Origin of the sequence: Neorhizobium tunisiense, assembly GCF_039631515.1 — a bacterium.
In the GTDB taxonomy this organism is placed as follows: Bacteria; Pseudomonadota; Alphaproteobacteria; order Rhizobiales; family Rhizobiaceae; genus Neorhizobium.
This window is the reverse complement of the sequence record NZ_JBDIUU010000003.1, coordinates 348,220-373,390: the sequence shown is the minus strand read 5'-3', so window position 1 is coordinate 373,390 and position 25,171 is coordinate 348,220. Positions and strand designations below refer to the sequence as shown.

The following is a 25,171-nucleotide window of genomic DNA, read 5'->3' as shown; positions in this document are numbered from 1 at the left end:
CGCGCGTGATTTACCGTTCGTTTACCCGGGTCGTTAAGAGATAGACGGGCACCAGAGAGTCGAAAGAGCAAGGACCGGGTCATCCGTTGATTCATTTCGAAAACGTTGGTCTGCGCTATGGGATGGGTCCGGAGATCCTCAGGGATATGACCTTCGACATCCCCAAGCGCTCATTCCAGTTCCTCACGGGCCCATCGGGCGCTGGGAAGACCACCCTGCTGCGCCTGCTGTTCATGTCGCTGCATCCGACCCGCGGCATCATCCACATGTTCGGCCGCGACCTGTCGCAAATCCCGCGCGCCGAACTGCCGATGCTGCGCCGCCGGGTCGGCATCGTCTTCCAGGACTTTCGCCTGCTTGACCATCTCACGACCTATGAGAACGTCGCGCTGCCGCTGCGCGTGCGCGGCAAGGAGGAAAGCTCCTACCGCAACGACGTGATCGAGCTTCTGAAATGGGTTGGGCTCGGCGAACGCATCAACGTGCTGCCGGCCGTCCTGTCCGGCGGCGAGAAACAGCGTGCCGCGATCGCCCGCGCCCTGATGGACCAGCCGGAAATCCTGCTCGCCGACGAGCCGACCGGCAACGTCGATCCGCCGATGGCGCGCCGGCTTCTCAATCTCTTCCTGGAACTCAACCGGCTCGGCACCGCCGTCGTCATCGCCACCCATGACCTGGCGTTGATGGACCAGGTGGATGCCAGGCGGATGATCCTCACCGAAGGGCGGCTCGACATCTATGAATGAGCTGAGCCGCCCGAAAGCGACAAAGAGCGCCCAGTCGCAGAAGCCCGAAAGCGAGCAGCAGGCTCAACCGGCAGGCCAGAAGCAGGCGCGCCGCGTCGAGATGCGGGTGCGCCCGACAGCACCGATCCTGCCGCCCTCCAACATCCAGGGCAACGCCCTGATGGTGGTCATCGCCATCATGGCCTTCCTCGCCTGCCTGACGCTCGGCGCGGTCAGCATGGTGAGGGCGACGGCATCGAGCTGGCAGAGCCAGATTTCCCGCGAGATCACCATCCAGATCAAGCCGGACGACGGGCTCGACATGAATGCGGCGTTGAAGAAGGCCCGCGACCTGGCGCTCACCTTCGTCGGCACCCGCGAGGGCACGATCATGGACGAAAGCGCGACCGCAAGGCTTCTGGAGCCATGGCTCGGCACCGGGCTGAACCTCGCCGACCTGCCCGTGCCGCGCCTCGTCATCGTCACCATAGACGAAAAGAACCCGCCCGATTTCGCCGGAATGCGGGATCTCCTGAAGACCGAAATCCCACAGGCCTTCCTCGACGACCACCGCACCTGGGTGGACCGGCTGGTGTCGATGGCCCACACCACGGTGCTGATCGGCATGGGCGTCCTCGTCCTCGTGTTTACGGCGATGATCCTGACGGTGATCTTTGCGACGCGGGGCGCGCTGTCCGGCAATCGCCACATCGTCGAGGTGCTGCATTTCGTCGGCGCCGAAAGCTCGTTCGTGGCCGGCGAGTTCCAGAAACATTTCCTGAAGATCAGCATCAAGGGTTCCGCTGCCGGTGGCGCGCTCGCAGCCGCGATGTTCGCCATCGCCAACATGTGGCAGGCCAATTCCCTGGCGACGCCGGAAAGCGACCAGGCGAGCGCTCTCTTCGGCTCCTTCACCATCGGCATGGGCGGCTATCTCGGCATCTTCGCGACGATGATCGTGATCGCGCTGCTGACGACGCTGACCGCCCGGTTCACGGTCATGCGCACGATCGACGAGATCGACCTGATCCGTTCCGACCCGGCGCGTTCCGATGGATTATCAGCTTCTTGAATCGAGTCCCATCCCTCTGTAGGTTGGCCCTGTTCTCGCCACGAATCTCCGGCTATGGACAATCATGACACCGGCCCCGACGACACCCGAAAATGGAGCGGACCGCCACCCGCGGCGGTGGCTCGGGGGAGTGTTTTCGCGCAACAGCCGGCTGCGATGGGCCGCGCGCCGTATCATCATGGCCTGCGTGCTCGGCTTGGCGCTGCTTTTCGGCGGCTTTTTATGGTTTGCGAATGCCGTCACCTCGCTGAAGGCGCCTGACGGCGTCAAGGCCGACGCGATCGTCGTCCTGACCGGCGGTTATCTGCGCATCGAACAGGCGCTCGGGCTCTTGCGGGACGGAGCCGGCCAGCGGCTGCTGATTTCCGGCGCGCATCCGTCCACCAGCCCGACCCAGATCCGCAAGGTCACGCAGGCTTCGCCCGACCTCTTCGCCTGCTGTGTCGATATCGGCTACGATGCGATCGATACGATCGGCAATGCCAACGAGATCACCCGCTGGATTCACGACCACGGATACAGGTCCGTGCTGGTCGTCACCAACAATTATCACATGCTGCGCAGCCTGCACGAACTGCGCCGTGCCGATCCGGTGACGGAGTTCATACCCTATCCCGTGGTCAGTTCCGATCTCACCCGAAAAGCCTGGTTTGCCGAGCCGGACGTGTTGCGCACCATGCTTTCGGAATATGGCAAGGTCGTGCTCGCCACCTGCCGCGACTGGTTCGGCATCGAGCGCGGCACCGGGCTGCGCAACGAAGACCCGCCGAAGACCGCCTCAAAGCCCGCGCCTTGACACTTTTCCTTCCCCATCGCTCCCCGGCGCTTTTTTCGCGGCGCGATCTCGTGTAGGCAACGCCTGTCCAAGAGGAAGCCTTCCATGCTGCTGGTGCGTTCGGTTCTTTTCAACATCGCCTTCTACACAAACCTGATCGTCCGCATGGTCGTGCTGAGCCCGATCTATTTCCTGCTGCCGCGCAAGGCGGCCTACCGGATTCCCAAGGCCTGGGCCGCCTCCTGCAACTGGCTGATGGCAAAGATCGTCGGCGCCACGTTCGAGATCGAGGGCCTGGAAAACGTCCCCGAAGGCGGCTGCATCTTCGCCCCCAAGCACCAGTCCGCCTGGGATACCGTCGCGCTGCTGCCCTGGCAGCGGGACCCGGTCTATATCCTCAAGCGCGAGCTGATGTGGATCCCGCTGTTCGGCTGGTATGCCGCCAAGCAGAAGATGATCCCGGTCAACCGCGGCGCCCGCGGCAAGGTCATGGTCGACGTCATGAACCGGGCGAAGGAGGAGATGGCCAACAACCGCCAGCTCATCATCTATCCGGAAGGCACGCGCCGACCGCCAGGCGCCGAGCCGCAATACCGATACGGCATCGCCCGCATCTATCGCGACGTTGCGGTGCCCGTCGTGCCGGTCGTCGCCCATTGGGGCCTGTTCTGGGGCCGCCGCAAGCTCATCAAATATCCTGGCCATTTCAAGGTCCGCATCCTGCCGCCGATCGCGCCGAGCATGGATCCGGATGCCTTTTATGCGCTTCTGGTCGAGACGCTGGAACGGGAAAGCGACAAGCTGCTGGTCGAGACCGTGGAAGCCAATCCGCACCTGCCGCTGCCGCCATCGGCGGTGAAGCGGCTTGCGGAACTGAAGGCTCAGACCGCGGCCTGAGCATCGGCACCGGCGACCACCGCGCCAACGCCTTCCAGCCAGTGATCGCGGATGCCCATTTCCTTCAGGTGCGCCAGCGTGTTGAAGACATAGGCATCGTTCGGGCCCGACTGGCCGACCGAGACGCGGACGATCTCCGCCGCCTGCGCGATCTCGAGCGCGCCGGCATACTGGACATGGCCGCGATCGACGATATAGCCGACCGCCCTCACCTGCCGCCCGTCGCCGAGCGCCACCGGCAGGACCCGTTCCAGATAAACATTGGTGACCAGTTCGCGGCGGCGCAGATAATCGAGCACATCCGCCCGGTTCGCCTCGCTCACCCGGAAGGCGACGCCACGGCATGAGCCGCCGCGGTCGAGACCGAGGACAAGGCCGGGACGATCCGGCGTGCCGCGATGCACGTAGGACCAGACGCAAAGGGAGCGGCGGAAGCCGAAAGCACGTGCGGGCAGTCTTTCCTCAAACGCAAAACCCGGATTCCACATCAGGGACCCGTAGCCAAACACCCAAAATTCGTCCATATCCCGCGCCACACCATTCCAATTGAAGCATCCCGCCCCAAGTTTTCAGCACCATTGGAGAACATCATGGCAGCGTCAAGCCGAACTGGCGTCAGCGGCAAATTATGGCTACTCGCCTCCGGGGTGGTGCTGGTGATCGCGTTTTACACCGCCGGCTGGTTCTATGCCGCCTCGGTGCTGAAGGAACGGACGCTGGCCCTGCTCGGCAGCCAGGAAACGCGCGGCATCTCGGCCGAATGCGGCGACGCGGACTATCGGGGCTATCCTTTCCGGATCGGCCTGTTCTGCTCCAAGGTCGCGGTCGATGATCGCGCCAACGGCATTTCCGCGATGTTCGGATCGCTGCGCTCCGCCGCCCAGGTCTATAATCCGGGCCATATCGTCTGGGAACTCGATTCGCCGGTCGAGATCCGCACCGGTCACGGACTTTCGGTCTCGACCACCTGGGAGAATTTCCAGTCGAGCCTGATCACCCGGTTTCGGGGCGTGGAGCGCACCTCAACGGTGATCGAGAACGCCAAGACCAACATTCTGTCGTCCGCAACCGGCCAGGCCTTTAATATCAGCGCCGGCCACACCGAAATCCATCTGCGCCAGAACGGCAACGACCTCGACGCGGCGGTGACGCTCGAAAATACCGACATGGTGATGAAGGACCTGCCGCAGCTCCTGCCGCGGTTCACCGCCAATCTCGACATGACCCTGACAGGCCGCGCCGGGATCATCGACGGCAGCGATCCGAACGGGACCGCCCTCTATGGCACCCAAGGCGAGATGCGCAGCCTTTCGGCCGATCTCGGCGACGGCAAGCTGATCACCGTTTCCGGTCCCTTCTCCTTCGACGAGCAGGGTTACCTGTCGGGCAAGCTGAAGCTTCGGGTCGAGCAGATCGATGCCTGGCGCGACAGCCTGAGCCAGGCATTTCCGAAGATCGCACCGACGCTGAAGACCGCCGCCAACATGCTGTCCGCCCTCGGCCGCGGCAAGAGCGCATCGCTGGACCTCACCATCAACCGCGGCAAGGTGTTTGCCGGCGGCTTCATCCAGATCGGCGAAATCCCGCCGATCTGACCCGGTCACATCTCGATATCACTTCTTGGCGTCGAGAGCGTGGCGGCCGAAGTCGGGCGCATCGACATCCTGGCCCGCCTGAACAATCGAGCGGCGGATGGCGCGGGTGCGGGTGAACAGTTCGAACAGCTTGTCGCCCTCGCCCCAGCGGATTGCCCGCTGCAGAGAGGCGAGGTCCTCCGAAAACCGCGCCAGCATTTCCAGGATAGCATCCTTGTTATGCAGGCAGACGTCCCGCCACATGGTGGGATCGGACGCGGCAAGGCGCGTGAAATCGCGAAAACCGGAAGCGGAATATTTGATGACTTCCGCGTCCGTCACCGTCTCCAGGTCGTCCGCCGTGCCGACGATATTGTAGGCGATGATATGCGGCAGGTGGGAAACGATCGCCAGAACCTTGTCGTGGTGCTGCGGGTCCATCTCGTCGATCCGCGAGCCGAGCGCCATCCAGAAGGATTTCAGCCTTTCGAGTGCCACCGGATCCGTATCCGGCAGCGGCGTGAAGATGCACCAGCGATCCCGGAACAGGCCGACGAAGCCGGCATCCGGGCCGGACTTCTCCGTGCCCGCCAACGGATGGCCCGGAATGAAATGCACGCCTTCCGGCATATGCGGCGCCATCTGCGCGATGACGGAGGCCTTGGTGGAACCGACATCGGTGACGATGGCACCGGGCTTGAGGTTGCCGGCGATCTGCTTGGCAACCGCCTCCGATGCGCCGACCGGCACCGAGACGATGACGAGATCCGCGTCCTTCACCGCATCGGCCGCGGACGCAACGTAATGCGTGCCGAGCGCCAGTTCCTCGGCGCGTTTCAGGGTTTCGGCGCTGCGGCTGGAAATCACCACCTCGCCGGCCAGGCCAAGTTCCTTGACGTCGCGGGCGATCGACGAGCCGATCAGGCCGATGCCGATCAGCGCGATCCTGTCGAAAAGCGGCGTGCTCATGCGCTTTTGCCCATGAATTCGCCGAGCGTCTCGATGACGCCGCGATTGGCCTCTTCCGAGCCGATCGTCATGCGCAGCGCATTCGGGAAGCCGTAGCCCTTGACCGCGCGCAGGATGTAACCCCGGCTCGTCAGGAAAGCATCCGCCTCCGGTGCGCGCTTACCGTCGACATCCGGGAAATGGATCAGCACGAAATTGGCGACCGAAGGCGTCACCGTGAGGCCGATCGCGGTAAGCGCATGCGTGAGCTTGCCCTGCCAGAGATTGTTGTGCTCGACAGCCTTTTCGACAAAAGCCTGGTCGCGGATCGCGGCGGCGCCCGCGGCGATCGCCGGAGCGTTCATGTTGAACGGGCCGCGCACGCGGTTCAGCGCGTCGAGGATGCCGGCCGGGCCGTACATCCAGCCGATGCGCAGCGCCGCAAGCCCGTAGACCTTGGAAAAGGTGCGGGTCATCACGACGTTCTTGTTGGACGACACCAGTTCGAGGCCGGCTTCGTAGTCGTTCTTGCGCACATATTCCGCGTAGGCCGCGTCGAGCACCAGGATGACACTCTTCGGCAGCCCGGCATGCAGGCGGCGGATATCGGCGACCGGGACATAGGTGCCGGTCGGATTGCCCGGATTGGCGATGAACACCATCTTCGTCTTGTCGGTGACGGCAGCAAGAATCGCGTCGACATCGACGGTGCAATCCTTCTCCTTCACCTCGACCGCCTTGGCGCCGGCGCCCATGATCTGGATCTTGTAGACGAGGAAACCGTGCTCGGTGATGATGGCTTCGTCGCCTGAGCCGAGATAGACGTGGCAGAGCAGGCCCAGCAGCTCGTCCGAGCCGTTGCCGCACATGATGTTTGCGACATTGAGGCCATGCACCGATGCGATCGCCTCGCGCAGCGCCATCGCCTGGCCGTCCGGATAAAGTTCGAGATGGCTGGCGGCGTGTGCGAAGGCCTCGATCGCCTTCGGGCTGGCGCCGAGCGGCGTCTCGTTGGACGACAGCTTGAAGACGCGCGCCACGCCCGGAGCATGTTCCTTGCCGGGCACATAGGCGGCGATATCCAGGATGCCTGGACGCGGAACGGGCTCACTCGTGACGATGCTCATCGGATCAACCTTTTTGGAAAGCCTAAACGGCGGGTGATCCTGAGGCATTAAAGCCGAAAAAGACCTTTGTCGAGTGGTGAGGAGTGGTCGGCGCAGCCGACGAAACGATCCAGCGAATCGTTTCGAAAGACGAACGCCCTGAGCCAAGGCGAAGGGCCGAGGCGGGGATTATGATCCTCACCGCGTCCGCGTCGTCGGTACGCCTTGAGGTGCCAGCACGGGCACGAAGACGCGCCGGGAGGCACGGGCGGCAACCGGCAGCCCCTGGTAGAGTCGCTTCTGGGCCTCCACCACGATCACCCCCGAAAACACCGGCCAGAATCGGCGCCCCAGGCGCTCGAAGGCCTGGCGCAGCTTCAGCACGGCCCGGATCTTCGACGGCGGGAAGAACAGCGCCTCGGCGCTGTCGCCGGGCGTGAAATTCGTCTCGCGCAGCAGCGAGGTGAGCTGGCCGCGCGAATAGGGCCGGCCGGAACCGAACGGCGTATGCTCCATGCGCGCCCAGACGCCGCGCCGGTTGGGCACGACGATGACCAGCCGCCCGCCGGGCGCCAGCACCCGCCACAGCTCCTTCAGTGTCTCCCTCGGGTTTTCCGCAAATTCCAGCGAATGCACCATCAGCACGCGGTCGACGGAAGAATCCGGCAGCGGCAGTTCCTCGTCGAAGACGAGAGCGGTCGAGGAAAGCTCGCCGACCGGCCAGTTCACCGCCCCTTGCCCCGCCGGCATGAAGGCGAAGGTGCGCTCCGTATCGGCGCGAAAGCGGTCGAGATAGGGCACCGCATAACCGAGGCCCACCAGCCGCTCTTCCGGCAGCCGCGCCCAGAGCGAGGTGAGGGCGAACGCGATCGACTGCTCGGCAAGGTGGCCGAGGGGAGAGTGATAGAATTCGCGAAGATCGACGATATCGGCGTGCATTTGTAATTTGGTACCAGACGGTGGTTGGACTTCAAGGGACCAGTCTCTACATTGTGACGCAAAACTCTCTCAGCAATGGGGTTATGTTATGAGACCACTGGAACTCGAAGTTTTTTCATGCCGCAGCGATAATTACGGCGTTCTCGTGCACGATCCGGAAAGCGGTCTCACGGCCTCGATCGATGCGCCGGAGGAAAAGCCGATCCTGGACGCGGCGGCCCGGCGCGGCTGGAAGGTCACCCACATCTTCACCACCCATCACCATGGCGACCACGTGGAAGCCAACCTGGCGCTCAAGGAAAAGTTCGGGCTGGAGATCATCGGCCCGTTCAACGAAGCAGTTGCGATCCCCGGCCTCGACAAGACCATGGCGGATGGTGACGAATTCCAGTTCGGCGAGCATCTCGTCTGCGTCCTCGAGACGCCCGGCCACACCGCCGGCCACATCTGCTATCATTTTCCGGACGACAAGATCCTGTTTGCGGCAGACACGCTTTTCGCGCTCGGCTGTGGCCGTCTGCTCGAACGCCCCGCGGCCGACATGTGGCACTCGTTGCAGAAGCTCGCCGTCCTGCCGGACGAGACCGCCGTCTATTTCGGTCACGAATATACGCTTTCCAACGCGAAGTTCGCGCTGAGCGTGGATCCGGACAACGAACGTCTGCGGGCGCGGGCGCGCGAGATCGAGGGGCAGCGCGCGGCCGGCCGGTTCACAATTCCAACGACGATCGGGCTGGAGAAGGAGACCAATCCCTTCCTGCGCGCATCAGACCCGGCCATCCGCCGCAACCTCCTGATGGAGAGCAGGTCCAACGAAGAGGTGTTTGCCGAAATCCGCAAGCGCAAGGACAATTTCTGAATGACGCCGGAGGAGATCATCACCACGCTTGGAATGCAGCGGCATCCGGAGGGCGGCTGGTATGCCGAGACGTTTCGCGACGGACAGGGTGGCCCGCGCGGCCATTCGACGGCGATCTATTACCTGCTGGAAGCCGGCGAGCGTTCCCACTGGCACCGGGTTCGCGATGCGGCGGAGATCTGGCACTTCTATGCCGGCGACCCGCTGCTGCTGCGGATTTCCGACGGAAGGACGGTCGAAGAGGTGACGCTCGGAACAGACCTTGCCAAAGGCGAGCGGCCGCAGGCCGTGGTCCCGGAGAACGCCTGGCAGGCGGCGGAGCCGCTTGGCCGCTTCACGCTGGTGGGCTGCACGGTCGCACCCGGCTTTCAGTTTTCGAGCTTCGAGATGGCGCCGCCCGGCTGGGAGCCGTCAGCCTAGGCCGAAGGAGGCCCGGCAATCGCCAATGTGAAGATCAGCTGTGCCGCGACGTAAGTGCCCCACACGAACGGCTTCAGCCTCGCCATGACAGGCGCATCCGGCTTCACCAGGAATTTCTGGATCGCCAGTGCCGTGTCGGACATGACGAACAGCGCAGCACCGGCCGCTGGCAGGATCGGCGTCACCGCCAGCGCCGAAAGCGCCATGGCAAGGATCGCGATCCCATAGACGGCGACCGGGATGGCAAGCCGGCCGGCCGGCCGCCACAGCATGAAAAGCGTCATGCCCGTCAGCACGACGAAGATCCATGCCGCCGTATAACGCCAGGCGGAGCCGACCAGCAGGATCGGTTCCATCGACGGCCAGAACAGCGCCGCATAGGCAAGATGCGATGCGAGGAAGGCCGCGAGACCACAGATGAAGGCTGCCTCTCCCTCGTAGGCGAGGCAGGCGTCTCCGAGTACACCGAGCGCCAGCGCTGCCACGAGCAGCCACGGCGCACCGGCCAGAACGGCGTAGAGCGCAAGCAGCAAGACCGGCGCGGTCTTCAGCACGGTGCGCAGATGACTGGCAGGCCTTTTCAGCCAGCGGAAATAATTGACCGCGAGCACGATCGAGGCGGCAAGCACCGCCCATGACAACAGAACCATATCTTCCCCCACGTCCCCGACCCATCAGGGACGCCTATTCGGCAGCGGCCTCGGCAACCGGCTTCGGCCGGAACATATCCCGCGCCGCCAGCACCGCCCCTCCGGTGATCAGCAGGCAGGCAAGCAGAATGCGCCAGTCCGGTTCGGCAAAGCCGGAAGCGACCAGGATCAGCGTCGACAGCAGCGGCGCCGCGTAGCTCGCAGCCCCGATGATCTGGATATCGCCGTTCTTGACGCCGTAGTCCCAGGCGTAGAAGGCCGCGCCGACCGGCAGCAGGCCAAGCCCGACGACCGCCGCCCACTCGCCGCCATCGGCCGGCCAGACGGTCGCCTCGAGCGCCAGATGGCAGATCAGGGAAAGCAGAGAGGTACCGAGGCAGAAACCGGTGACGACATCGGTGGAAACCCGGTCGAAACGCCGCGTCAGCAGCGAATACCCCGACCAGGTGAAGGCGCAGAGAAAGGCAGCGCCGTAACCCAGGAGATAGGCGTCGTCGAAGGCGAGCCCGTTGCGGGAGACGATGGCGATCGTGCCGCAAAGGCCGGCGACAGCGCCCGCCACATGATACCAGCGCAATCTTTCGCCCGGCAGCAGGGCCGAGCCGACGACGATGAACAGCGGCCAGAGATAGGCGATCAGCCCGGCCTCGACGGCCGGGGCGTTCCGGAGCGCCGTGAAATAGAGAAAATGATAGCCGAACAGGCCGCCTATGCCGGTGATCCAAACTTTCGGCGGCTGTTTCAGGAACGCGATACGCTCGGGTCTGACGATGAAAAGTACGATGCCCGGCAGGCTGCCGATCGCGAACGTGATCGCACTCATCTGGAAGGGCGGCATTTTTCCGGATGCAGCCGTCATCAGAGCCAGCAGCGACCACATCAGGATCGCCGTAAAACCGATCAACGTTCCCCGGATTTTCACTCCCGCCCCCCTGGGCGCCCGGACGAGCGCCCCATCAGCCGCCATATTTGACTGCGGTCACATAAACCTGCCCCATCCTCGTCGGGATGACGGCATAGACCGGAGCATATACATTTACCGACTGCGCCTTGGCAAACCAGATTTCCATCGGCGTCTTGCGCAGGTACTCGATATCGCTGCGGCCGCGCTTGAAGCCCGACCTCGGAAGATAGCGGATCGAACAGACGATCGCCTCGCCCTTGAAACCGTCGGTCGAAAATGGCCTGGTGCCCTTCGGCGTCAGCACCAGATCCATGCGCGACTCACCGTCATAGATCGGCAGCCGGCTGGGGCAGACCTTGGCGTCGCCTGGGAAGATCAGGCCGCTCAATGGGTCGAGCACCGCGCGCAGGTCCTTGTCGGTCACAGGAATCCATGTTTCCGGATTGCGGGTCGGCTCCGGTTTGACAGTCGTCTCGGTGACATTGCCGTTGCGGTATTCAACGTCGTAGACACGGGTGCGCCGGCCGGCGCTGTAGACCAGGTTGTAGCGATCGGCCTGCAGCTTGTCGGCCTGCATGCGGCCACTGACACTGGTCTCGGCGGAGATCCGGCTGATGATGTTGACGATCCCGGCCGATTTGAACGTTCCGGTGATCTTGTAGTCGCTGCTGTTGAATTCGCTGGCAAAAGACGCCTTGGCGATCGGCAGGATCCCGAGCGAGATATCGTATTCGCTGACGTGGCGGATTTCCGCCGAGCCGAGCGGATTGGCCGTGAACCCGAAGACGAGCACGAAGGCACTGACGAAACTGCCGCGAAGGTTCATTGATTTTGCCCTGACCGATGAGGACGCCGAAAAGCGTCTTCCCGCCGACATATAGACGGTGCATCATGGCAAGAAAATAGCGGCTTCACGGCACTGGCGGCGGATTCTCTTAGGGGTTGGTCAAGGTTTTGGCTTGACGCGACAAGCCCCACTGACTATAGAACCGCAACTTTCCACTCAGGACCAGTTGGATCGGCGCACCGGCATTGTCCGGAAGTACCATCCGATTGCAGAAGAACAAAGGTGTATCCATGTCTCGTGTGTGCGAACTGACCGGCAAGGGCGTTCAGACCGGCAACAATGTAAGCCACGCCAACAACAAGACCCGCCGTCGGTTTCTGCCGAACCTGTGCCAGGTTACGTTGATTTCCGACGCTCTCGGCCAGCGTTATCGCCTGCGCGTTTCGGCGCACGCTCTGCGCTCCGTCGAACATCGTGGCGGCCTCGATGCCTTCCTCTTGAAGTCCAACGAGACCGAACTGTCGATGCGCGCCCGCCTGCTGCGCCGCCAGATCGTCAAGAAGACCGCCGAAGTCGCTGCTGCGGCCTGATCGGCCCGACGACAAATCATCCGGCTTTGAGGAAGGCTTGAACGGGTAACACCGGCCAGGCCTTTTCTCTTGGCCTTCATAGAACTCCAACTGGTGGCATCACCCAGGATAAAAAAATGCTGAGCTCACGCTATACTTTCATCTATGCCCTGCTGATGGCGGCCGTTGTCGTCGCGTCGAACTTTCTGGTCCAGTTCCCGGTCGTCGGCACGTTCTGGGGCATCGCCCTCGGCGATCTTCTGACATGGGGCGCCTTTATCTATCCCTTTGCCTTCCTGGTGACTGATCTCGCCAACCGGCAGTTCGGGCCTTCGATTGCCCGACGCGTCGTTCTCGCCGGCTTCGTCGTCGGCGTGACGCTGTCGTTCCTGGCCTCCTCCCCGCGCATCGCCGTCGCCTCGGGCACCGCCTATCTGGTTGGCCAGCTTCTCGACATCTCCGTGTTCAATCGGCTCCGCCGCCAGACCTGGTGGCGCGCGCCGCTCGCCGGCTCCCTGCTTGGTTCGGCACTCGACACGCTGCTTTTCTTCTCGCTCGCCTTCGCCCCGCTCTTCGTCTTCATCGGCCCGAATGAGGACTTCGCGATCCAGTCCGCACCGCTCCTCGGCGCCTTTGCCGCAGAAGCCCCGCGCTGGATCTCCTGGGCGCTCGGCGACCTCGTGGTCAAGATCCTGGTCGGCGTCGTGTTGCTGCTGCCCTATGGCGCGTTGATGAACGTGCTGAAGCCGATGCCGCAGATGGCGAAGGCCGCCTGACTTTCAGTAAAGTCCCGGCTCGATCCGGCTTGCAAGTTGAAAGGTTGCGCTGCAGTCTGCGCCGCGTCGCAACTTTTCTGGACGGGCCGCCATGCAGATTCACGAAGTCTTCGATATTCTGGAAGCCACCCGGGCAACCCTTTCAGGCTCGTCGTTCGACGACGTGAACCTGTCCGGCACACGCTTCCACAACACCAATTTGTCAGGCGCGAGTTTTAATCAGATCAATTTTGCAGGCGCGACAATCAATGACAGCAATATGTCGGGCTGGTCCATCGATGACGTCAATCTGTCCGGCCTGCGGCTACACAACTCCAACCTTTCGGGCGCGGAATTCATGGGATGCAGAATGACGGGAGCCAAGATCGATGGGATACCCGTTCAGGCCCTGCTCGATGCGTACAACGCCACGAAAAGGGACTGAAGCCGGAAAACGCTACTCATTCAACCGGAATTCCAGCATGACATTGCGCTGAAGCAGGTTGCCGTTATCGTCCGAGATGAGGATCAGATGCGGCCTGCCCTCCGGCCCCATGACAACATCCAGCCCTTCCATGTTGTCGATCGCATAACCCATATCGGCTTCCAGAAGCACCTTGCCATCCACGACCGCACCGGGGCGAATGCTGTCGCCCTTGATCAGGCGAATACGCATGCCGAGACCGCCGAGATAGCTGAAGCGGCGCTCCAGTAGCAGGAAATCGCCGTTCGGCAGGAAGGCACCGTCCGTTGCGTCGAAAGGATCGTGCCGCACCACGGTGAACACGCCCCTCAGCGGGCCTTCCAGGATGGCGGCGAAAAGGTTTCCCTGATCATCAAGGCTATGCTCGGTGACCACGATGGGCGCCCCCTTGAGCGGGCCGGATTTCGGGGACACCGCCACCGTCTCCATGCCGGCATTCATCCGGAACTCATGGCGGGGGATGGGAAGATCGAGGCTCTTCAAAGGCGCCGACGTTTCGAACCCCGGGTCCGGATAGGCGTCGACGCGATGTAGCTGCTCGAAACTGACGAGCGCCTGGCCATCCCTCAGCGCCAGCCCTTCAGCATCGGAATTGTATTTCGTACCGACCCTACCGCCACGGACAAGGATCGGGTTGATGGCGAGATCGGCGAGATTGGAGAGGCGCCCGCCGGCATCGCGTTGAATGCGGCCGGTCAGCCAAGAACCGGTATCGAGCACCGACACGAAACGCTCCCCATCGGCGCGAAAGCGTATGCTCGACAGGGACTGTAGCCGGTTATCGGATGACGAAAACTCGAGCCCGCCGAGAAATTCGAGCGAGCCGAACCGGGTTTCCGACGAACCCCGTTTGAACTCGGTGATCGCACGTGCTCGAACCGGCACCATCTCGGTGGCAGGCGCCACCGGGGAAGCGATGGCGCCGAAAAGGACGGCCCAAACGACGAAGCGGGAAAGTTTCAAGCGGCGGGCCTCAGCTGGCCCGTCGCATGCGGCCTTGCTGCCTGCCGTTTTCCGCAAACAGTTCGGCAAGCTGCTCCGTCATCGCCCCGGCAAGCTCGTCCGCATCGACGATCGTCACGGCCTTGCGATAATAACGCGTCACGTCGTGACCGATGCCGATCGCCAACAGTTCGACCGGCGAACGCGTCTCGATCTGTTCGATCACGGCGCGCAGATGCCGTTCGAGATAATTGCCCGGATTGACCGACAGCGTCGAATCGTCGACCGGCGCGCCGTCCGAGATCATCATCAGGATCTTGCGCTGCTCGCGGCGGGCGATCAGGCGGTTATGCGCCCACATCAGGGCTTCGCCGTCGATGTTTTCCTTGAGCAGGCCCTCGCGCATCATCAGGCCGAGATTGCGGCGCGAACGGCGCCACGGAGCATCGGCGGACTTATAGACGATATGGCGCAGGTCGTTGAGACGGCCGGGCGTCGGCGGCTTGCCGCTTGCCAGCCACTTTTCGCGCGCCTGCCCGCCCTTCCAGGCCTTGGTGGTGAAGCCGAGGATCTCGACCTTGACGCCGCAGCGCTCCAGCGTGCGGGCGAGGATATCGGCGCAGGTGGCGGCGACTGTGATCGGCCGGCCGCGCATCGAGCCGGAATTGTCGATGACCAGCGTCACGACCGTATCGCGGAACTGCGTGTCGCGCTCCTTCTTGAAGGACAGCGGCTGCATCGGATCGATGATCAGGCGCACCAGGCGGGCCGGATCGAGATAACCCTCTTCGAGGTCGAAGTCCCAGGAACGGTTCTGCTGCGCCATCAGGCGGCGCTGCAGGCGGTTGGCCAGACGGCCGACAGCGCCCTGGAGATGGGCAAGCTGCTTGTCGAGAAAGGCCCGCAGCCGGTCGAGTTCCGCTTCGTCGCAAAGCTCTTCGGCGGTGATTTCCTCGTCGAATTCCTGGGTGAAGATCTTGTAGTCGACCTTCTCGTTGAAATCGTCGAACGGGCTGTTGGGCCGCCGCGTTTCGCCGGGTGTTTCCGAATGTTCGTCGCTGTCGTCCGACATGTCGTCGTCGGACATTTCCGCGCCGTCCATCTCGCCGTCATCCATTTCCTCGTCGGAAGCGTCGCTCTGCTCGGCGGGTGCTGCGTCCGAACCGGCCTCTTCCTCGACCTCGTCGTTCTCGGTCTCGTTGCTGCGCGGCTGGTCTTCCTGGTCCGGGTTCTCCATCTCCTCCGGATCGGTATCCTCGTCGGCAAACTCCTCCGCCATCTGCATGGAGGTGAGCATGTGCCGCACCAGCTTGGCAAAGGCCTGCTGGTCTTCGATCACGTTACGAAGGTTGTCGAGATCGCCGGCCGCCTTGTCTTCGATGAACGGGCGCCAGAGATCGAGCACCTTGCCAGCGCTCGCCGGTGGCTTGATGCCGGTCAGTTTTTCGCGCACCAGCATGGCGACCGCTTCGCCGATCGGCGCGTCCTCCTGCCGTTCGACACCGGAAAAATTCGCCTTGGAATATTTTTCCGCATGCATCGAATTGAGGTTCGCCGCCATGCCGGCCATCCGCAATGCGCCGATCGACTCGACGCGCGCCTGTTCGACGGCATCGAAGACGACACGTGCGTCGGCGCCCTGCGGCGACATGCTGGCATGCGTGGCCGTGTCGTGGCAGGCGATGCGCAGAGCCATGGAATCGCCGAGCCCGCGGGTCACCGCGAGCTCATGTGCCGTCGGCCGCTTGGAGATTTCCGGCAGCCGGATGCGCTCGCCGGCAAGGCCCGGCCGTTCGTTCGCGAACGTGACCTCGACTTCCGCGTCACCGGCGATGGAGCGCACGCAACCGGTAATCGCCCGCCGCAACGGTTCCGTATCCACGGGACCGCCGGATTTGGCTTTCGAATTGTCTCCGCGACCTGCCATGATCTCGTCTCCGCTCAGGCTCCGAGAACGATGTTGGCGGCACTTTCCTTCAGCTCGACGCCGAAGGCGCGCTGGTACTGTTCGGCGACCAGCGTGCGTTCCAGTTCGTCGCACTTGTTGAGGAAGGTGATGCGGAAGGCGAACGCGATGTCACCGAAGATCTCGGCGTTTTCCGCCCAGGTGATGACGGTACGCGGGCTCATGACGGTCGAAAGGTCGCCATTGATGAAGGCCGAACGGGTAAGGTCGGCGACGCGCACCATCTTCGACACCGTTTCACGGCCCTCGGCCGTGCTGCCAAAGGATTTTACCTTGGCGGCGACGATATCGACTTCCTTCTGGTGCGGCAGATAATTCAGCGTCGTCACGATCGACCAGCGGTCCATCTGCGCCTGGTTGATCTGCTGCGTGCCGTGATAAAGGCCGGTCGTGTCACCAAGGCCTATCGTATTGGCAGTCGCGAAGATGCGGAATGCCGGGTGAGGACGGATGACGCGGCTCTGGTCGAGCAGGGTCAGGCGGCCGGAGGATTCGAGCACGCGCTGGATGACGAACATGACGTCCGGGCGACCGGCATCGTATTCGTCAAAAACGAGCGCGACATTGTGCTGGTAGGCCCAGGGCAGGATGCCGTCCTTGAATTCGGTAACCTGCTTGCCGTCCTTCAGCACGATCGCGTCCTTGCCGACGAGATCGATACGGCTGACATGGCTGTCGAGATTGATGCGCACGCACGGCCAGTTGAGGCGGGCTGCGACCTGCTCGATATGGGTGGACTTGCCGGTGCCATGGAAGCCGGACACCATGACGCGTCGGTTATGCGCAAAACCTGCGAGAATGGCGAGCGTCGTGTCGCGGTCGAAAAGGTAGTCCGGGTCGAGATCCGGAACGTAGGGGTCGCCGCTGCTATAGGCCGGAACCCTGATATCGCTGTCGATGCCGAAGACTTCCCGGACCGAAATGGTGGTGTCGGGAAGGTTGGAAATGTCTAGATCAATCTTACTCATCGTCTCTCCAAGGCACGGATCCCCGCCCGGCCGTCGTCCTCACTGCCATAATTTTTACGGCTTAGCAGAAACCCGCCTGCTTCAACAACTGATATGCTTGAATGACGGCACGAAAACGTTCTTCCGAACCGCGGTCGCCGCCGTTCGCATCCGGGTGATGTTTCTTGACCAGTTCCTTGTAGCGGGTTTTGATCTCCGCCGCGGTCGCATTGGCGGCTAACTCCATCGTGTCGAAGGCCTTGGCCTCCAATGTCTTCAGCTTGCGCCCCTGCGTCTGGAAACGGGGGCCGGCCGCCCGCGCACTGGACACGAAGCCGAACGGATCCCTGAAGCGCTGCTGGGCGCCGGTAGCGCCGGCAGCACCTGAGCGCGCCGTCGAATGAAGCGGCGCGTCCTTGGCAGCCTTGTTGACGCCGACGGTCCAGGTCGGCCGATGGCCGGTGATCGCTTCCTTCTGATACCGGGCGATCTCGCCGTCCGACAGGCCGGAGAAATAATTGTAGCCCTTGTTGTATTCCCGGACATGTTCGAAACAGAACAGAAAGAACTGGCCTTCCGCGTTGCGGCCCACGGGTGCGCGATGAGCGCCGGGCTTGTCGCACCCGTCCCATTGGCAGGTGGGCGCTTCAGGCACAGCTTCCTGCTGCCTGTTCTTGCGCGTCCGGATGCGGTCGAAATATTTGGAATCTAGTTTCATAAGGCCCTCATTATGGGGCGACGAACAGAGCGCGGCAAGAATTGACAAAGTCCTTTCTTACTGGTTTGTGAGATGCCCCTTTTGCGTCGCAACGGAGACCGAAATGTCCGTCAAATCCCGGATCGAAATCACGCTCACCGACAATCTCGAACCGGAACGGCTGGTTGTCATCGATGAAAGCCATCAGCACGCCGGCCATCAGCCCGACATCACCGGAACCGGCGAAACCCATATGCGGGTCCGCATCGTTTCAAAGAAGTTTTCCGGAATGAGCCGGCTCGACCGGCATCGGACGGTGAATGCCCTCTTGAAGCCGGAACTCGACGCCGGCCTCCACGCGCTGGCGGTGGAAGCCTCGGCACCGGGCGAGCCGACGCGCTGGTAGCTGAGCTTAGATAGGAAGTGAGGGCGAGTTCACCAAGTTGCGCGCGTCATTTCGTATGAAACCGCCCCTCATCCACCTGCGGGAGAGGGCTGGGGTGAGGGGCTTGCACAAATAGGAAATCACTCCGCCGGCAGCGTCACATCTTCGGCCGGCCGTATCCTCAGCCGCGTAATCCGGTTCTTCTCCCGCTTCATCACCGTGAAGCGCTTCCCATAGAACGTAAACGCCTGCCGTTCTTCCGGGATCAGCTTCGACTCGTGGATGACGAGGCCGGCGATCGTGGTTGCTTCCGCATCCGGCAGGCTCCAGTCGAGCGCACGGTTGAGATCGCGGATCGGCACGGAACCGTCGACGACGATCGAGCCGTCCGCTTCCTGGCGCACGCCCTGAATCTCGATATCGTGCTCGTCGGTAATGTCGCCGACGATCTCTTCCAGGATATCTTCGAGCGTGACGATCCCCTGCACCTCGCCATATTCGTCGACGACGACCGCAAAATGCCCCTTGCGCCGCAGGAACGCACTGAGCTGGTCCTTGAGGCTGGTGCTGTCGGGCACGAACCACGGTTTCTGGGCGATCTTGACGATATCAAGGTTTTCCGGCTCGACATTCGGCTCGGCAAGCGCGCGCAGCAGGTCCTTGGCATGCACGACGCCGATGATGTTCTCGGTCGAATTGCGCCACAGCGGCATGCGCGTATAGGGACTTTCGAGCACGGTGCGGACCGCCACTTCCGGCGGATCGTCGGCATTGACCGCCCGCATCACGGTGCGGTGCTTCATGACGTCGGAAACTTCGAGCTCCTCGAGTTCGAAGAGGCCGCTCAGCCGGTCGCGATCCTGCTTGTCGAAATTTCCCTCGCGATGAATGAGATCGAGCGCGGCATGCAGATCGTCATGGCTGGACAGCGCCAGGGTCTGCTCGGACAGGGAAACGCCGAACGCGCGAAGAAGCCCGCGGATCACCGCGTTGACAGCACGCGACTTGAGGCCCTGTTTGGACGTCATTTCGGTCGCTTTTCCTCCAGGAAGCTCAAGACTTCGGACGACGGCACGTCGTTGGCGACGAAGGACCGGCCGATGCCGTGGGTCAGGATGAAGGTCAGCTTGCCGCTCTGTACCTTCTTGTCCTGCGCGATCGCGTCCAGCAGCTTTTCCGTCGGCAGCAGCTTTCCGGGAATATCGCTCATCGATGTCGGCAGGCCGACGGCTTTCAGATGGGCCGTCACCCGTGCCGCGTCGTCCGGGCTTGCAAGGTTCAGGCGCGCCGAGAACTGGTGCGCCAGCACCATGCCGATCGCCACGCCCTCGCCATGTACCAGGCGGCGGCTGTCATATTCGGTTGCGGCCTCCAGTGCGTGGCCGAACGTGTGGCCGAGATTGAGCAGCGCCCGGCGGCCGGTCTCGCGCTCGTCCTCGACGACGACGTCGGATTTTGCCTGGCAGCTGACCGCAATCGCCTCGATCCGCTCCGGGCCGCCCGCAAATACGGCCTTCCAGTTCTTTTCGAGCCAGGCGAAGAAATCCGGCTGGTCGATCAGGCCGTATTTCGCCACTTCCGCATAACCGGCCCGGAATTCGCGCTCGGAGAGCGAATCGAGCGCCGCGGTGTCGGCGAGAACGAGGTCCGGCTGGTGGAAGACACCGAGCAGGTTTTTGCCATGGCGGGTGTTGATACCGGTCTTGCCGCCGACCGAGGAATCGACCTGCGCCAGAAGCGAGGTCGGGATCTGCACGAAGCGCACACCGCGCCGGACTATGCCGGCCGCAAAACCGGCTAGGTCGCCGATCACGCCGCCGCCGAGCGCGATCACCGCATCGTTGCGCTCGATCCGGGCCGAGAGCACCATATCGGCAACCGTCGCCAGATGTTCGAAGCTCTTGGTCTTTTCGCCGGCCGGCAACGTCAGCGAAACGGCTTCGATCCCGTCCGTCTGCAGGCTGTCCATCAGCGCTTCCAGATACAGCGGCGCGACGTGCTCGTCGGTGACGATGGCTGCCTTGCGGCCCTTCAGCCGCGCGGTGATCTCGCCGCCGGCACGCGTGATCATGCCGGGACCGATCAGGATGTCATAGGCCCGTTCGCCGAGCGGCACATGCACCAGGCGTTCACGCGCGCTGTCCTCGGATCGGGAAGAGATGTTCATTGCATTTCACCTTCGCTGGGCAATTCACTTTCGCCGGACAAATTGGCCACCGCGGAAAGCACTTCGTTGACCATTACGTCCTTGCGGACATTTTCGGAGAGCACTGTCACATCGGCCTCGGCATAGATCGGATAACGCTGGATCATCAGGTTTTCGAGCGTCTGCTTCGGGTTCTCGGTCTTCAGCAACGGCCGGTGATCACGTTTGTTCACCCGTTCCCACAAGACGTCGAGATCCGCCTTCAGCCAGATGGAAATGCCGCCGATCTTGATCTGGTGGCGGGTGTTCTCGTTGATGAAGGCCCCGCCGCCGGTCGAAACCACGCGCGGCCCGTTCCGCAACAGGCGTTCGATGACACGCGTTTCCAACGCCCTGAACTCAGCCTCGCCGTAGGCGGCGAAGAGTTCGCTGATGGTCATGCGCGAAACCTTCTCGATCTCCGCATCCGTATCGATGAAGGGAATGGAAAGGGTCTGCGCCACCAGCCGACCGATCGCCGATTTGCCGGCCCCCATCAGCCCGACGAAGATCAGGTTGCGCTTGCCGAGGACGGCGCGCGCCTTTTCGCTAAGTGGAGTTGCGACTTCTGTCATTGTCAGGTCCGTTTCGAAAAACGGTATCGACAAATGCGTCGGCAGCGTCAAGCCGTCGCAACCCTCAAAGAATGCGGGGGATTGTTTGTTCTTGCCGATATGTAAACCTTTATTGATATATTGCGGCGCAACTCCGGGAGTCCTTTATGCCCACCCTTTTCCGTTTCCTCTTCGTGCTGGCGGCGATCGCAGGCATCGTTTATGGAAGCATGGTGGCTCTCGTCATGCTGGTGGATCCGCGCGAGCGCGACGTGACCGTGCGCATTCCGTCCGAGCGGTTGAACCCGGCAACGCCGCAACAATAACGGGCCGCAACAAGGACGGTAGGAAACATGGCCGACCTTTCCCGAGCCCATATCGAAGCCTTTCTCGAAATGATGAGCGCCGAACGAGGAGCCGCCGGCAATACGCTCACATCCTACGAACGGGATCTCGAAGACCTGCAATCCTTCCTGCTGGCCAGCAAGACTTCGGCCCTGACGGCGCAAAGCGCCAATCTCTCCGCCTATCTCGCCCATCTCGGCGCCCAAGGTTTTGCGGCCTCGTCCCAGGCGCGAAAACTGTCGGCCATGCGGCAGTTCTACAAATTCCTCTATGCCGAGGGCCTGCGCGGCGACGACCCGACCGCCATCCTCGACGCACCGAAAAAAGGCCGCTCGCTGCCGAAGATCATGAGCGAGGACGATGTGACGCGGCTCCTGGAGCTTGCCACAAAGGAGGCCGCCGAACCCGGTCCGGAGCAGCTCGCACGCCTCAGGATGCTGGCGCTGCTCGAACTTCTCTACGCGACCGGCATGCGCGTCAGCGAGCTCGTGTCGCTGCCGGTCAAGGTCCTCGACCAGGAAGGACGTTTCCTCATCATTCGCGGCAAGGGCAACAAGGAGCGCCTCGTGCCGCTGTCCCGCTCGGCAATCGCCGCCGTCGCATCCTATGGCGAGGTCCGGCGGCTGGCACTCGCAAAGACCGGCGACAGCCCGTGGCTGTTTCCCTCGGCCGGCAAAGAGGGCTATTTGCCGAGGCAGGTCTTTGCCCGCGACCTCAAGGGACTGGCCGCCCGCGCCGGACTTAGAGCCGCCGCAATCTCTCCCCATGTGATGCGCCACGCCTTCGCAAGCCACCTCCTCCAGAACGGTGCGGACCTTCGCGTTGTGCAGGAACTGCTGGGCCATTCGGACATTTCCACCACACAAATTTATACGCATGTGCTGGAAGAACGGCTGCGAGAGCTGGTTCAAACACACCACCCTCTTGCAAAACAGGCCAAAAACCGGGAATAGAAGCCCCAAACAGAAAATGGGAACTGCGTGTTCCTGAGATAAAACAACCGGAAACCGGCTCTCATGCAGACTTATCTCGATTTCGAAAAGCCCATCTCGGACCTCGAGGGCAAGATTCACGAGCTGAAAAAGCTCGCCTCGGAAGACGAGAGCATCGATACGTCCGAGGAAATCGGCAGGCTGGAAACCCGGGTCAGGGAAGCGACGCGGGAAATCTATTCCAAGCTCGGCGCCTGGGAAAAAACGCAGGTCGCGCGCCATCCGCAGCGCCCGCATTTCGTCGATTATTCCGCCCACCTGTTCACCGATTTCACGCCGCTCGCCGGCGACCGCAATTTCGGCGAGGATGCCGCCATCCAGGCGGGCCTTGCCCGTTTCAACGGCATGCCCGTCGCCGTCATCGGCCAGGAAAAGGGCCATGACACCAAGACCCGCCTCAAGCACAATTTCGGCAGCCCGCGTCCGGAAGGTTATCGCAAGGCGATCCGCATCATGGAAATGGCCGACCGTTTCCACCTGCCGGTGATCACCCTCATCGACACGGCTGGCGCCTATCCGGGCGTCGGCGCCGAGGAACGCGGCCAGGCGGAGGCGATCGCCCGCTCGACCGAAATGTGCCTCGGCCTGAAAGTGCCGATGGTTTCCGTCGTGATCGGCGAAGGCGGCTCCGGCGGCGCGATCGCCATCGCCACCGGCAACCGCGTCTACATGCTCGAACATTCGATCTATTCGGTCATCTCGCCGGAAGGTGCAGCATCGATCCTCTGGCGCGATTCGACCCGCGCCCGCGAGGCTGCCACCAACATGAAGATCACCGCCGAAGACCTGAAGGGCCTCGGCATCATCGACGACATCATTCCCGAACCGGTCGGCGGCGCGCATCGCGAACCCGAAACCGTCATCAGCGCGACCGGCAAGATCATCGCTTCGGCGCTGGAAGATCTCGGACGGCTGTCTGGCGATGAAGTGAGGGCCGCGCGCCGGCAGAAATTCCTCGATATCGGCCGCAATCTCTGATCTTCGGGCCTCCGCCACGCCAATAGCCAAATTTGGCCATATTGCTGATAACATTGAGGGCCGGGCGGTTTTGCTGGACAGGTCGGCGCAAGCGGTTAAGAATATGTAAAGATTACCGCTTTATTCATAGAAGTCCTGTACCGAACTCGTTCGTCGTTCCAAGTCTATGTGGTCCGTACCGATGCGCCTGAAACACATCGCCTTCGCACTCTTCGTGGCAACCGCCCTGACGGGCTGCAACGATACGCTCGATTCCGCGAGCATTGACCTGAAGAGCGTCAAGAACAAGGTCGAGCAGCCCCTGCCTTCGAGCATTCTCACCGAGATGCAGAAGAAGAACATGCCACGCACATCGCCGATCATGATCCGCATCCTCAAGGAAGAGGGTAAGCTGGAAGTCTGGAAGGCAAGGGCGGACAACCGCTTCGAGGTGATCAAGAGCTACGACATCTGCGCCTGGTCCGGGAAGCTCGGCCCCAAGGTCAAGGAAGGCGATCGTCAGGCTCCGGAAGGCTTCTACAACCTGACGCCGGCGCACCTGAACCCGAATTCCAAATATTACCTTGCCATCAATACCGGTTTTCCAAACCGCTACGATGCCGCAAACGGCCGCACCGGTTCGAACCTGATGATCCATGGCGCCTGCTCGTCGTCCGGTTGCTATTCGATGACCGACGAACAGGTTCTGGAAATCTATGCCTTCGCCCGCGACGCCTTCAAGGGCGGCCAGACCTCCGTGCAGCTCCAGGCTCTTCCCTTCCGCATGACCGCGGAGAACATGGCGCGCCACCGCGACAGCCAGAATTATGACTTCTGGAAAATGCTGAAGACCGGCTACGATCATTTCGAAGTCACCAAGCGCCCGCCGGAAGTCAACGTCTGCGAAAAGAAGTATGTCTTCAATCAGCAGGTCGATAGCAACGGCACCTTTGCCGCAGCAGCAGCCTGCCCGCCGATGTCGACGCCGCCGGCACTCGCCTCGGCGCTGACCTCCTACGGCAAGACCTACGAAGTCGCCTACAAGACGGCGCTGGAAAAATTCGACGGCAAGGTCTGGTACGAGCCGACCGAAGCCGAGCGCAAGGCCGTGGTCGCCGACAAGCGCAAGGGCCGCGACATAGCCTATGCCCCGACCGGAACCTCGCTCGAAGCCGGCAAGCTGCTGAGCCAGTCGGAATTCCAGGAGATGATGGAAAAGCGGATGGCCTCCCAGAACAAGCCGGCCAATACCGTGCTTGCTTCCGCCTCTCCCGTCACGTTTCGTGCCGGCTCCGCCGCCGACCGCATGAAGCAGGACCGCCTGCCGGCCGCCGCAACGGCCGCTCCCGTCGCACAGAGCACGGGTACGGTCCCGACCATCGCCACCGCCCAGGGCACGACCACCACGGTTCCGATCCCGGCCCAGAACCCGCTTGCCTATGCGGCACCGCCGATCAGCGAGGAAAAGAAGAAGCCGTTCTGGAAGTTCTGGAGCCAGGAATGAGCTCTGAGACCGCAGGCCTCTACGATCTCAGAGGCCTGAAGTGTCCCCTGCCCGTCCTGAAGACGCGCCGCCGGCTGAAGGGCATGGAGAGCGGCGCAGAGCTTGTGATCGAAACCACCGACCCTCTCGCCGGCATCGACATCCCGCATTTCTGTAGCCAGGAAGGCCACGAGCTGGTCCGCTCGGAAAAGACCGAGACGGGACACCGTTTTCTGATCCGCAAAGGTTGAGGG

General features: G+C 62.5%; 29 protein-coding genes and 1 pseudogene. 16 read left to right on the top strand and 14 right to left on the bottom strand.

The genetic code is table 11. From position 1 onward, the window contains the following. Positions 1–86 precede the first annotated feature (86 nt). The 4 genes from ftsE to ABCW43_RS15890 all read left to right on the top strand — a co-directional run bounded on the left by ftsE (position 87) and on the right by ABCW43_RS15890 (position 3,469). Positions 87–746, top strand: a complete 660-nt coding sequence (gene ftsE / locus ABCW43_RS15905; protein WP_007770735.1) for a cell division ATP-binding protein FtsE — start codon at positions 87–89, stop codon at positions 744–746. After that, positions 739–1,797 carry a cell division protein FtsX gene (locus ABCW43_RS15900; protein WP_445738952.1) on the top strand — a complete coding sequence of 353 codons (1,059 nt, stop codon included), beginning with the start codon at positions 739–741 and terminating at the stop codon, positions 1,795–1,797. Before ftsE ends, ABCW43_RS15900 begins: the two co-directional genes overlap by 8 nt. A gap of 64 nt (positions 1,798–1,861) precedes the next feature. Continuing rightward, on the top strand, positions 1,862–2,593 hold the full coding sequence (locus ABCW43_RS15895) for a YdcF family protein (RefSeq protein WP_345926096.1): 732 nt from the start codon (positions 1,862–1,864) through the stop codon (positions 2,591–2,593). An 84-nt stretch (positions 2,594–2,677) separates the two neighbouring features. Then, a complete protein-coding gene (locus tag ABCW43_RS15890; RefSeq protein WP_345926094.1) occupies positions 2,678–3,469 on the top strand; it encodes a lysophospholipid acyltransferase family protein in 792 nt (263 codons plus the stop codon). Here the strand turns inward: ABCW43_RS15890 and ABCW43_RS15885 are convergent. Next, positions 3,454–4,005, bottom strand: a complete 552-nt coding sequence (locus ABCW43_RS15885) for a gamma-glutamylcyclotransferase (RefSeq protein ID WP_345926092.1) — start codon at positions 4,003–4,005, stop codon at positions 3,454–3,456. The two genes, ABCW43_RS15890 and ABCW43_RS15885, sit on opposite strands and share 16 nt — an antisense overlap. Before the next feature lie 54 nt (positions 4,006–4,059). On the opposite strand from ABCW43_RS15885, the gene ABCW43_RS15880 reads away from it, so the two are divergent. Continuing rightward, the gene (locus ABCW43_RS15880) at positions 4,060–5,064 is read left to right on the top strand and encodes a DUF2125 domain-containing protein (protein ID WP_345926090.1); all 1,005 of its coding nucleotides are present in this window, start codon (positions 4,060–4,062) and stop codon (positions 5,062–5,064) included. Positions 5,065–5,082: 18 nt separating this feature from the next. Here ABCW43_RS15880 and ABCW43_RS15875 read toward each other — a convergent pair whose 3' ends face one another. The 3 genes from ABCW43_RS15875 to ABCW43_RS15865 form a co-directional block, all read right to left on the bottom strand. Beyond that, positions 5,083–6,012, bottom strand: a complete 930-nt coding sequence (locus ABCW43_RS15875) for a prephenate/arogenate dehydrogenase family protein (protein WP_345926088.1) — start codon at positions 6,010–6,012, stop codon at positions 5,083–5,085. Next, the gene (gene hisC / locus ABCW43_RS15870) at positions 6,009–7,118 is read right to left on the bottom strand and encodes a histidinol-phosphate transaminase (RefSeq protein ID WP_345926086.1); all 1,110 of its coding nucleotides are present in this window, start codon (positions 7,116–7,118) and stop codon (positions 6,009–6,011) included. Before hisC ends, ABCW43_RS15875 begins: the two co-directional genes overlap by 4 nt. 177 nt (positions 7,119–7,295) lie before the next feature. Next, positions 7,296–8,036, bottom strand: a complete 741-nt coding sequence (locus tag ABCW43_RS15865; RefSeq protein ID WP_345926084.1) for a methyltransferase domain-containing protein — start codon at positions 8,034–8,036, stop codon at positions 7,296–7,298. Positions 8,037–8,124: 88 nt separating this feature from the next. Between ABCW43_RS15865 and gloB the strand changes: the two genes are divergently transcribed. Next, complete coding sequence (gene gloB, locus ABCW43_RS15860; protein WP_345926082.1) at positions 8,125–8,895, top strand: hydroxyacylglutathione hydrolase; 771 nt, start codon at positions 8,125–8,127, stop codon at positions 8,893–8,895. Beyond that, a complete protein-coding gene (locus ABCW43_RS15855; protein ID WP_345926080.1) occupies positions 8,896–9,315 on the top strand; it encodes a cupin domain-containing protein in 420 nt (139 codons plus the stop codon). On the opposite strand, the gene ABCW43_RS15850 is transcribed toward ABCW43_RS15855, so the two are convergent. The 3 genes from ABCW43_RS15850 to ABCW43_RS15840 are packed head-to-tail and all read right to left on the bottom strand — an operon-like array spanning position 9,312 to position 11,695. Further along, a complete protein-coding gene (locus tag ABCW43_RS15850; RefSeq protein ID WP_345926078.1) occupies positions 9,312–9,965 on the bottom strand; it encodes a lysoplasmalogenase in 654 nt (217 codons plus the stop codon). The genes ABCW43_RS15855 and ABCW43_RS15850 overlap by 4 nt on opposite strands. Positions 9,966–9,999: 34 nt before the next feature. Continuing rightward, a complete protein-coding gene (gene yddG, locus ABCW43_RS15845; protein WP_345926076.1) occupies positions 10,000–10,887 on the bottom strand; it encodes an aromatic amino acid exporter YddG in 888 nt (295 codons plus the stop codon). A gap of 34 nt (positions 10,888–10,921) precedes the next feature. Beyond that, complete coding sequence (locus ABCW43_RS15840) at positions 10,922–11,695, bottom strand: DUF3108 domain-containing protein (RefSeq protein WP_345926075.1); 774 nt, start codon at positions 11,693–11,695, stop codon at positions 10,922–10,924. A gap of 251 nt (positions 11,696–11,946) precedes the next feature. Here ABCW43_RS15840 and rpmB point away from each other — a divergent pair, with 251 nt between their 5' ends. From rpmB to ABCW43_RS15825, 3 genes are all read left to right on the top strand, one after another. Continuing rightward, a complete protein-coding gene (gene rpmB, locus ABCW43_RS15835; RefSeq protein ID WP_046637208.1) occupies positions 11,947–12,246 on the top strand; it encodes a 50S ribosomal protein L28 in 300 nt (99 codons plus the stop codon). 116 nt (positions 12,247–12,362) lie between these two features. Further along, the gene (locus ABCW43_RS15830) at positions 12,363–13,001 is read left to right on the top strand and encodes a queuosine precursor transporter (protein ID WP_345926074.1); all 639 of its coding nucleotides are present in this window, start codon (positions 12,363–12,365) and stop codon (positions 12,999–13,001) included. Positions 13,002–13,092: 91 nt separating this feature from the next. Beyond that, positions 13,093–13,425: a pentapeptide repeat-containing protein gene (locus tag ABCW43_RS15825; protein ID WP_345926073.1), complete on the top strand. Its 333-nt coding sequence runs from the start codon at positions 13,093–13,095 to the stop codon at positions 13,423–13,425. Positions 13,426–13,437: 12 nt separating this feature from the next. Here ABCW43_RS15825 and ABCW43_RS15820 read toward each other — a convergent pair whose 3' ends face one another. The 4 genes from ABCW43_RS15820 to ABCW43_RS15805 form a co-directional block, all read right to left on the bottom strand. Beyond that, on the bottom strand, positions 13,438–14,352 hold the full coding sequence (locus ABCW43_RS15820; RefSeq protein WP_445738955.1) for an esterase-like activity of phytase family protein: 915 nt from the start codon (positions 14,350–14,352) through the stop codon (positions 13,438–13,440). An 85-nt stretch (positions 14,353–14,437) separates the two neighbouring features. Beyond that, the gene (gene cobT, locus ABCW43_RS15815) at positions 14,438–16,333 is read right to left on the bottom strand and encodes a cobaltochelatase subunit CobT (protein WP_345926071.1); all 1,896 of its coding nucleotides are present in this window, start codon (positions 16,331–16,333) and stop codon (positions 14,438–14,440) included. 14 nt (positions 16,334–16,347) lie between these two features. Further along, a complete protein-coding gene (gene cobS, locus ABCW43_RS15810; protein WP_345926069.1) occupies positions 16,348–17,340 on the bottom strand; it encodes a cobaltochelatase subunit CobS in 993 nt (330 codons plus the stop codon). Positions 17,341–17,401: 61 nt separating this feature from the next. Further along, entirely contained in the window at positions 17,402–18,037 is a 636-nt protein-coding gene (locus tag ABCW43_RS15805) for a J domain-containing protein (RefSeq protein WP_345926068.1), read from the bottom strand. Positions 18,038–18,140: 103 nt separating this feature from the next. Between ABCW43_RS15805 and ABCW43_RS15800 the strand changes: the two genes are divergently transcribed. Beyond that, a complete protein-coding gene (locus ABCW43_RS15800; protein ID WP_007753730.1) occupies positions 18,141–18,422 on the top strand; it encodes a BolA family protein in 282 nt (93 codons plus the stop codon). 119 nt (positions 18,423–18,541) lie between these two features. Here the strand turns inward: ABCW43_RS15800 and ABCW43_RS15795 are convergent. From ABCW43_RS15795 to ABCW43_RS15785, 3 genes and pseudogenes are all read right to left on the bottom strand, one after another. Further along, a pseudogene (locus ABCW43_RS15795) lies at positions 18,542–19,414 on the bottom strand (HlyC/CorC family transporter); the annotation flags it as partial. 11 nt (positions 19,415–19,425) lie between these two features. Continuing rightward, positions 19,426–20,568, bottom strand: coding sequence for a 3-dehydroquinate synthase (gene aroB, locus ABCW43_RS15790; protein WP_345926065.1), 1,143 nt, complete (start codon positions 20,566–20,568; stop codon positions 19,426–19,428). Next, positions 20,565–21,161, bottom strand: coding sequence for a shikimate kinase (locus ABCW43_RS15785; RefSeq protein ID WP_345926063.1), 597 nt, complete (start codon positions 21,159–21,161; stop codon positions 20,565–20,567). Before ABCW43_RS15785 ends, aroB begins: the two co-directional genes overlap by 4 nt. Before the next feature lie 146 nt (positions 21,162–21,307). Between ABCW43_RS15785 and ABCW43_RS15780 the strand changes: the two genes are divergently transcribed. From ABCW43_RS15780 to ABCW43_RS15760, 5 genes are all read left to right on the top strand, one after another. Further along, positions 21,308–21,466 (top strand): hypothetical protein, encoded by a 159-nt coding sequence (locus ABCW43_RS15780; protein ID WP_037081678.1) that lies wholly within the window; start codon positions 21,308–21,310, stop codon positions 21,464–21,466. Between the two features lie 27 nt (positions 21,467–21,493). Then, positions 21,494–22,438 carry a site-specific tyrosine recombinase XerD gene (xerD, locus tag ABCW43_RS15775; protein WP_345926060.1) on the top strand — a complete coding sequence of 315 codons (945 nt, stop codon included), beginning with the start codon at positions 21,494–21,496 and terminating at the stop codon, positions 22,436–22,438. A 63-nt stretch (positions 22,439–22,501) separates the two neighbouring features. Then, positions 22,502–23,455, top strand: coding sequence for an acetyl-CoA carboxylase carboxyltransferase subunit alpha (locus tag ABCW43_RS15770; RefSeq protein ID WP_345926058.1), 954 nt, complete (start codon positions 22,502–22,504; stop codon positions 23,453–23,455). 181 nt (positions 23,456–23,636) lie between these two features. Continuing rightward, entirely contained in the window at positions 23,637–24,938 is a 1,302-nt protein-coding gene (locus tag ABCW43_RS15765) for a L,D-transpeptidase family protein (RefSeq protein WP_345926056.1), read from the top strand. Beyond that, entirely contained in the window at positions 24,935–25,168 is a 234-nt protein-coding gene (locus ABCW43_RS15760; RefSeq protein WP_345926055.1) for a sulfurtransferase TusA family protein, read from the top strand. Before ABCW43_RS15765 ends, ABCW43_RS15760 begins: the two co-directional genes overlap by 4 nt. Positions 25,169–25,171 lie beyond the last annotated feature (3 nt).

Coding starts and splice junctions, on each gene's coding strand:
- ABCW43_RS15900 (WP_445738952.1), top strand. CDS start 739: ATGAATGAGCTGAGCCGCCCGAAAGCGACAAAGAGCGCCCAGTCGCAG.
- ABCW43_RS15895 (WP_345926096.1), top strand. CDS start 1,862: ATGACACCGGCCCCGACGACACCCGAAAATGGAGCGGACCGCCACCCG.
- ABCW43_RS15890 (WP_345926094.1), top strand. CDS start 2,678: ATGCTGCTGGTGCGTTCGGTTCTTTTCAACATCGCCTTCTACACAAAC.
- ABCW43_RS15880 (WP_345926090.1), top strand. CDS start 4,060: ATGGCAGCGTCAAGCCGAACTGGCGTCAGCGGCAAATTATGGCTACTC.
- ABCW43_RS15875 (WP_345926088.1), bottom strand. CDS start 6,012: ATGAGCACGCCGCTTTTCGACAGGATCGCGCTGATCGGCATCGGCCTG.
- hisC (WP_345926086.1), bottom strand. CDS start 7,118: ATGAGCATCGTCACGAGTGAGCCCGTTCCGCGTCCAGGCATCCTGGAT.
- ABCW43_RS15865 (WP_345926084.1), bottom strand. CDS start 8,036: ATGCACGCCGATATCGTCGATCTTCGCGAATTCTATCACTCTCCCCTC.
- gloB (WP_345926082.1), top strand. CDS start 8,125: ATGAGACCACTGGAACTCGAAGTTTTTTCATGCCGCAGCGATAATTAC.
- ABCW43_RS15855 (WP_345926080.1), top strand. CDS start 8,896: ATGACGCCGGAGGAGATCATCACCACGCTTGGAATGCAGCGGCATCCG.
- ABCW43_RS15850 (WP_345926078.1), bottom strand. CDS start 9,965: ATGGTTCTGTTGTCATGGGCGGTGCTTGCCGCCTCGATCGTGCTCGCG.
- ABCW43_RS15840 (WP_345926075.1), bottom strand. CDS start 11,695: ATGAACCTTCGCGGCAGTTTCGTCAGTGCCTTCGTGCTCGTCTTCGGG.
- rpmB (WP_046637208.1), top strand. CDS start 11,947: ATGTCTCGTGTGTGCGAACTGACCGGCAAGGGCGTTCAGACCGGCAAC.
- ABCW43_RS15830 (WP_345926074.1), top strand. CDS start 12,363: ATGCTGAGCTCACGCTATACTTTCATCTATGCCCTGCTGATGGCGGCC.
- ABCW43_RS15825 (WP_345926073.1), top strand. CDS start 13,093: ATGCAGATTCACGAAGTCTTCGATATTCTGGAAGCCACCCGGGCAACC.
- ABCW43_RS15820 (WP_445738955.1), bottom strand. CDS start 14,352: ATGGTGCCGGTTCGAGCACGTGCGATCACCGAGTTCAAACGGGGTTCG.
- cobT (WP_345926071.1), bottom strand. CDS start 16,333: ATGGCAGGTCGCGGAGACAATTCGAAAGCCAAATCCGGCGGTCCCGTG.
- cobS (WP_345926069.1), bottom strand. CDS start 17,340: ATGAGTAAGATTGATCTAGACATTTCCAACCTTCCCGACACCACCATT.
- ABCW43_RS15805 (WP_345926068.1), bottom strand. CDS start 18,037: ATGAAACTAGATTCCAAATATTTCGACCGCATCCGGACGCGCAAGAAC.
- ABCW43_RS15800 (WP_007753730.1), top strand. CDS start 18,141: ATGTCCGTCAAATCCCGGATCGAAATCACGCTCACCGACAATCTCGAA.
- aroB (WP_345926065.1), bottom strand. CDS start 20,568: ATGAACATCTCTTCCCGATCCGAGGACAGCGCGCGTGAACGCCTGGTG.
- ABCW43_RS15785 (WP_345926063.1), bottom strand. CDS start 21,161: ATGACAGAAGTCGCAACTCCACTTAGCGAAAAGGCGCGCGCCGTCCTC.
- ABCW43_RS15780 (WP_037081678.1), top strand. CDS start 21,308: ATGCCCACCCTTTTCCGTTTCCTCTTCGTGCTGGCGGCGATCGCAGGC.
- xerD (WP_345926060.1), top strand. CDS start 21,494: ATGGCCGACCTTTCCCGAGCCCATATCGAAGCCTTTCTCGAAATGATG.
- ABCW43_RS15770 (WP_345926058.1), top strand. CDS start 22,502: ATGCAGACTTATCTCGATTTCGAAAAGCCCATCTCGGACCTCGAGGGC.
- ABCW43_RS15765 (WP_345926056.1), top strand. CDS start 23,637: ATGCGCCTGAAACACATCGCCTTCGCACTCTTCGTGGCAACCGCCCTG.
- ABCW43_RS15760 (WP_345926055.1), top strand. CDS start 24,935: ATGAGCTCTGAGACCGCAGGCCTCTACGATCTCAGAGGCCTGAAGTGT.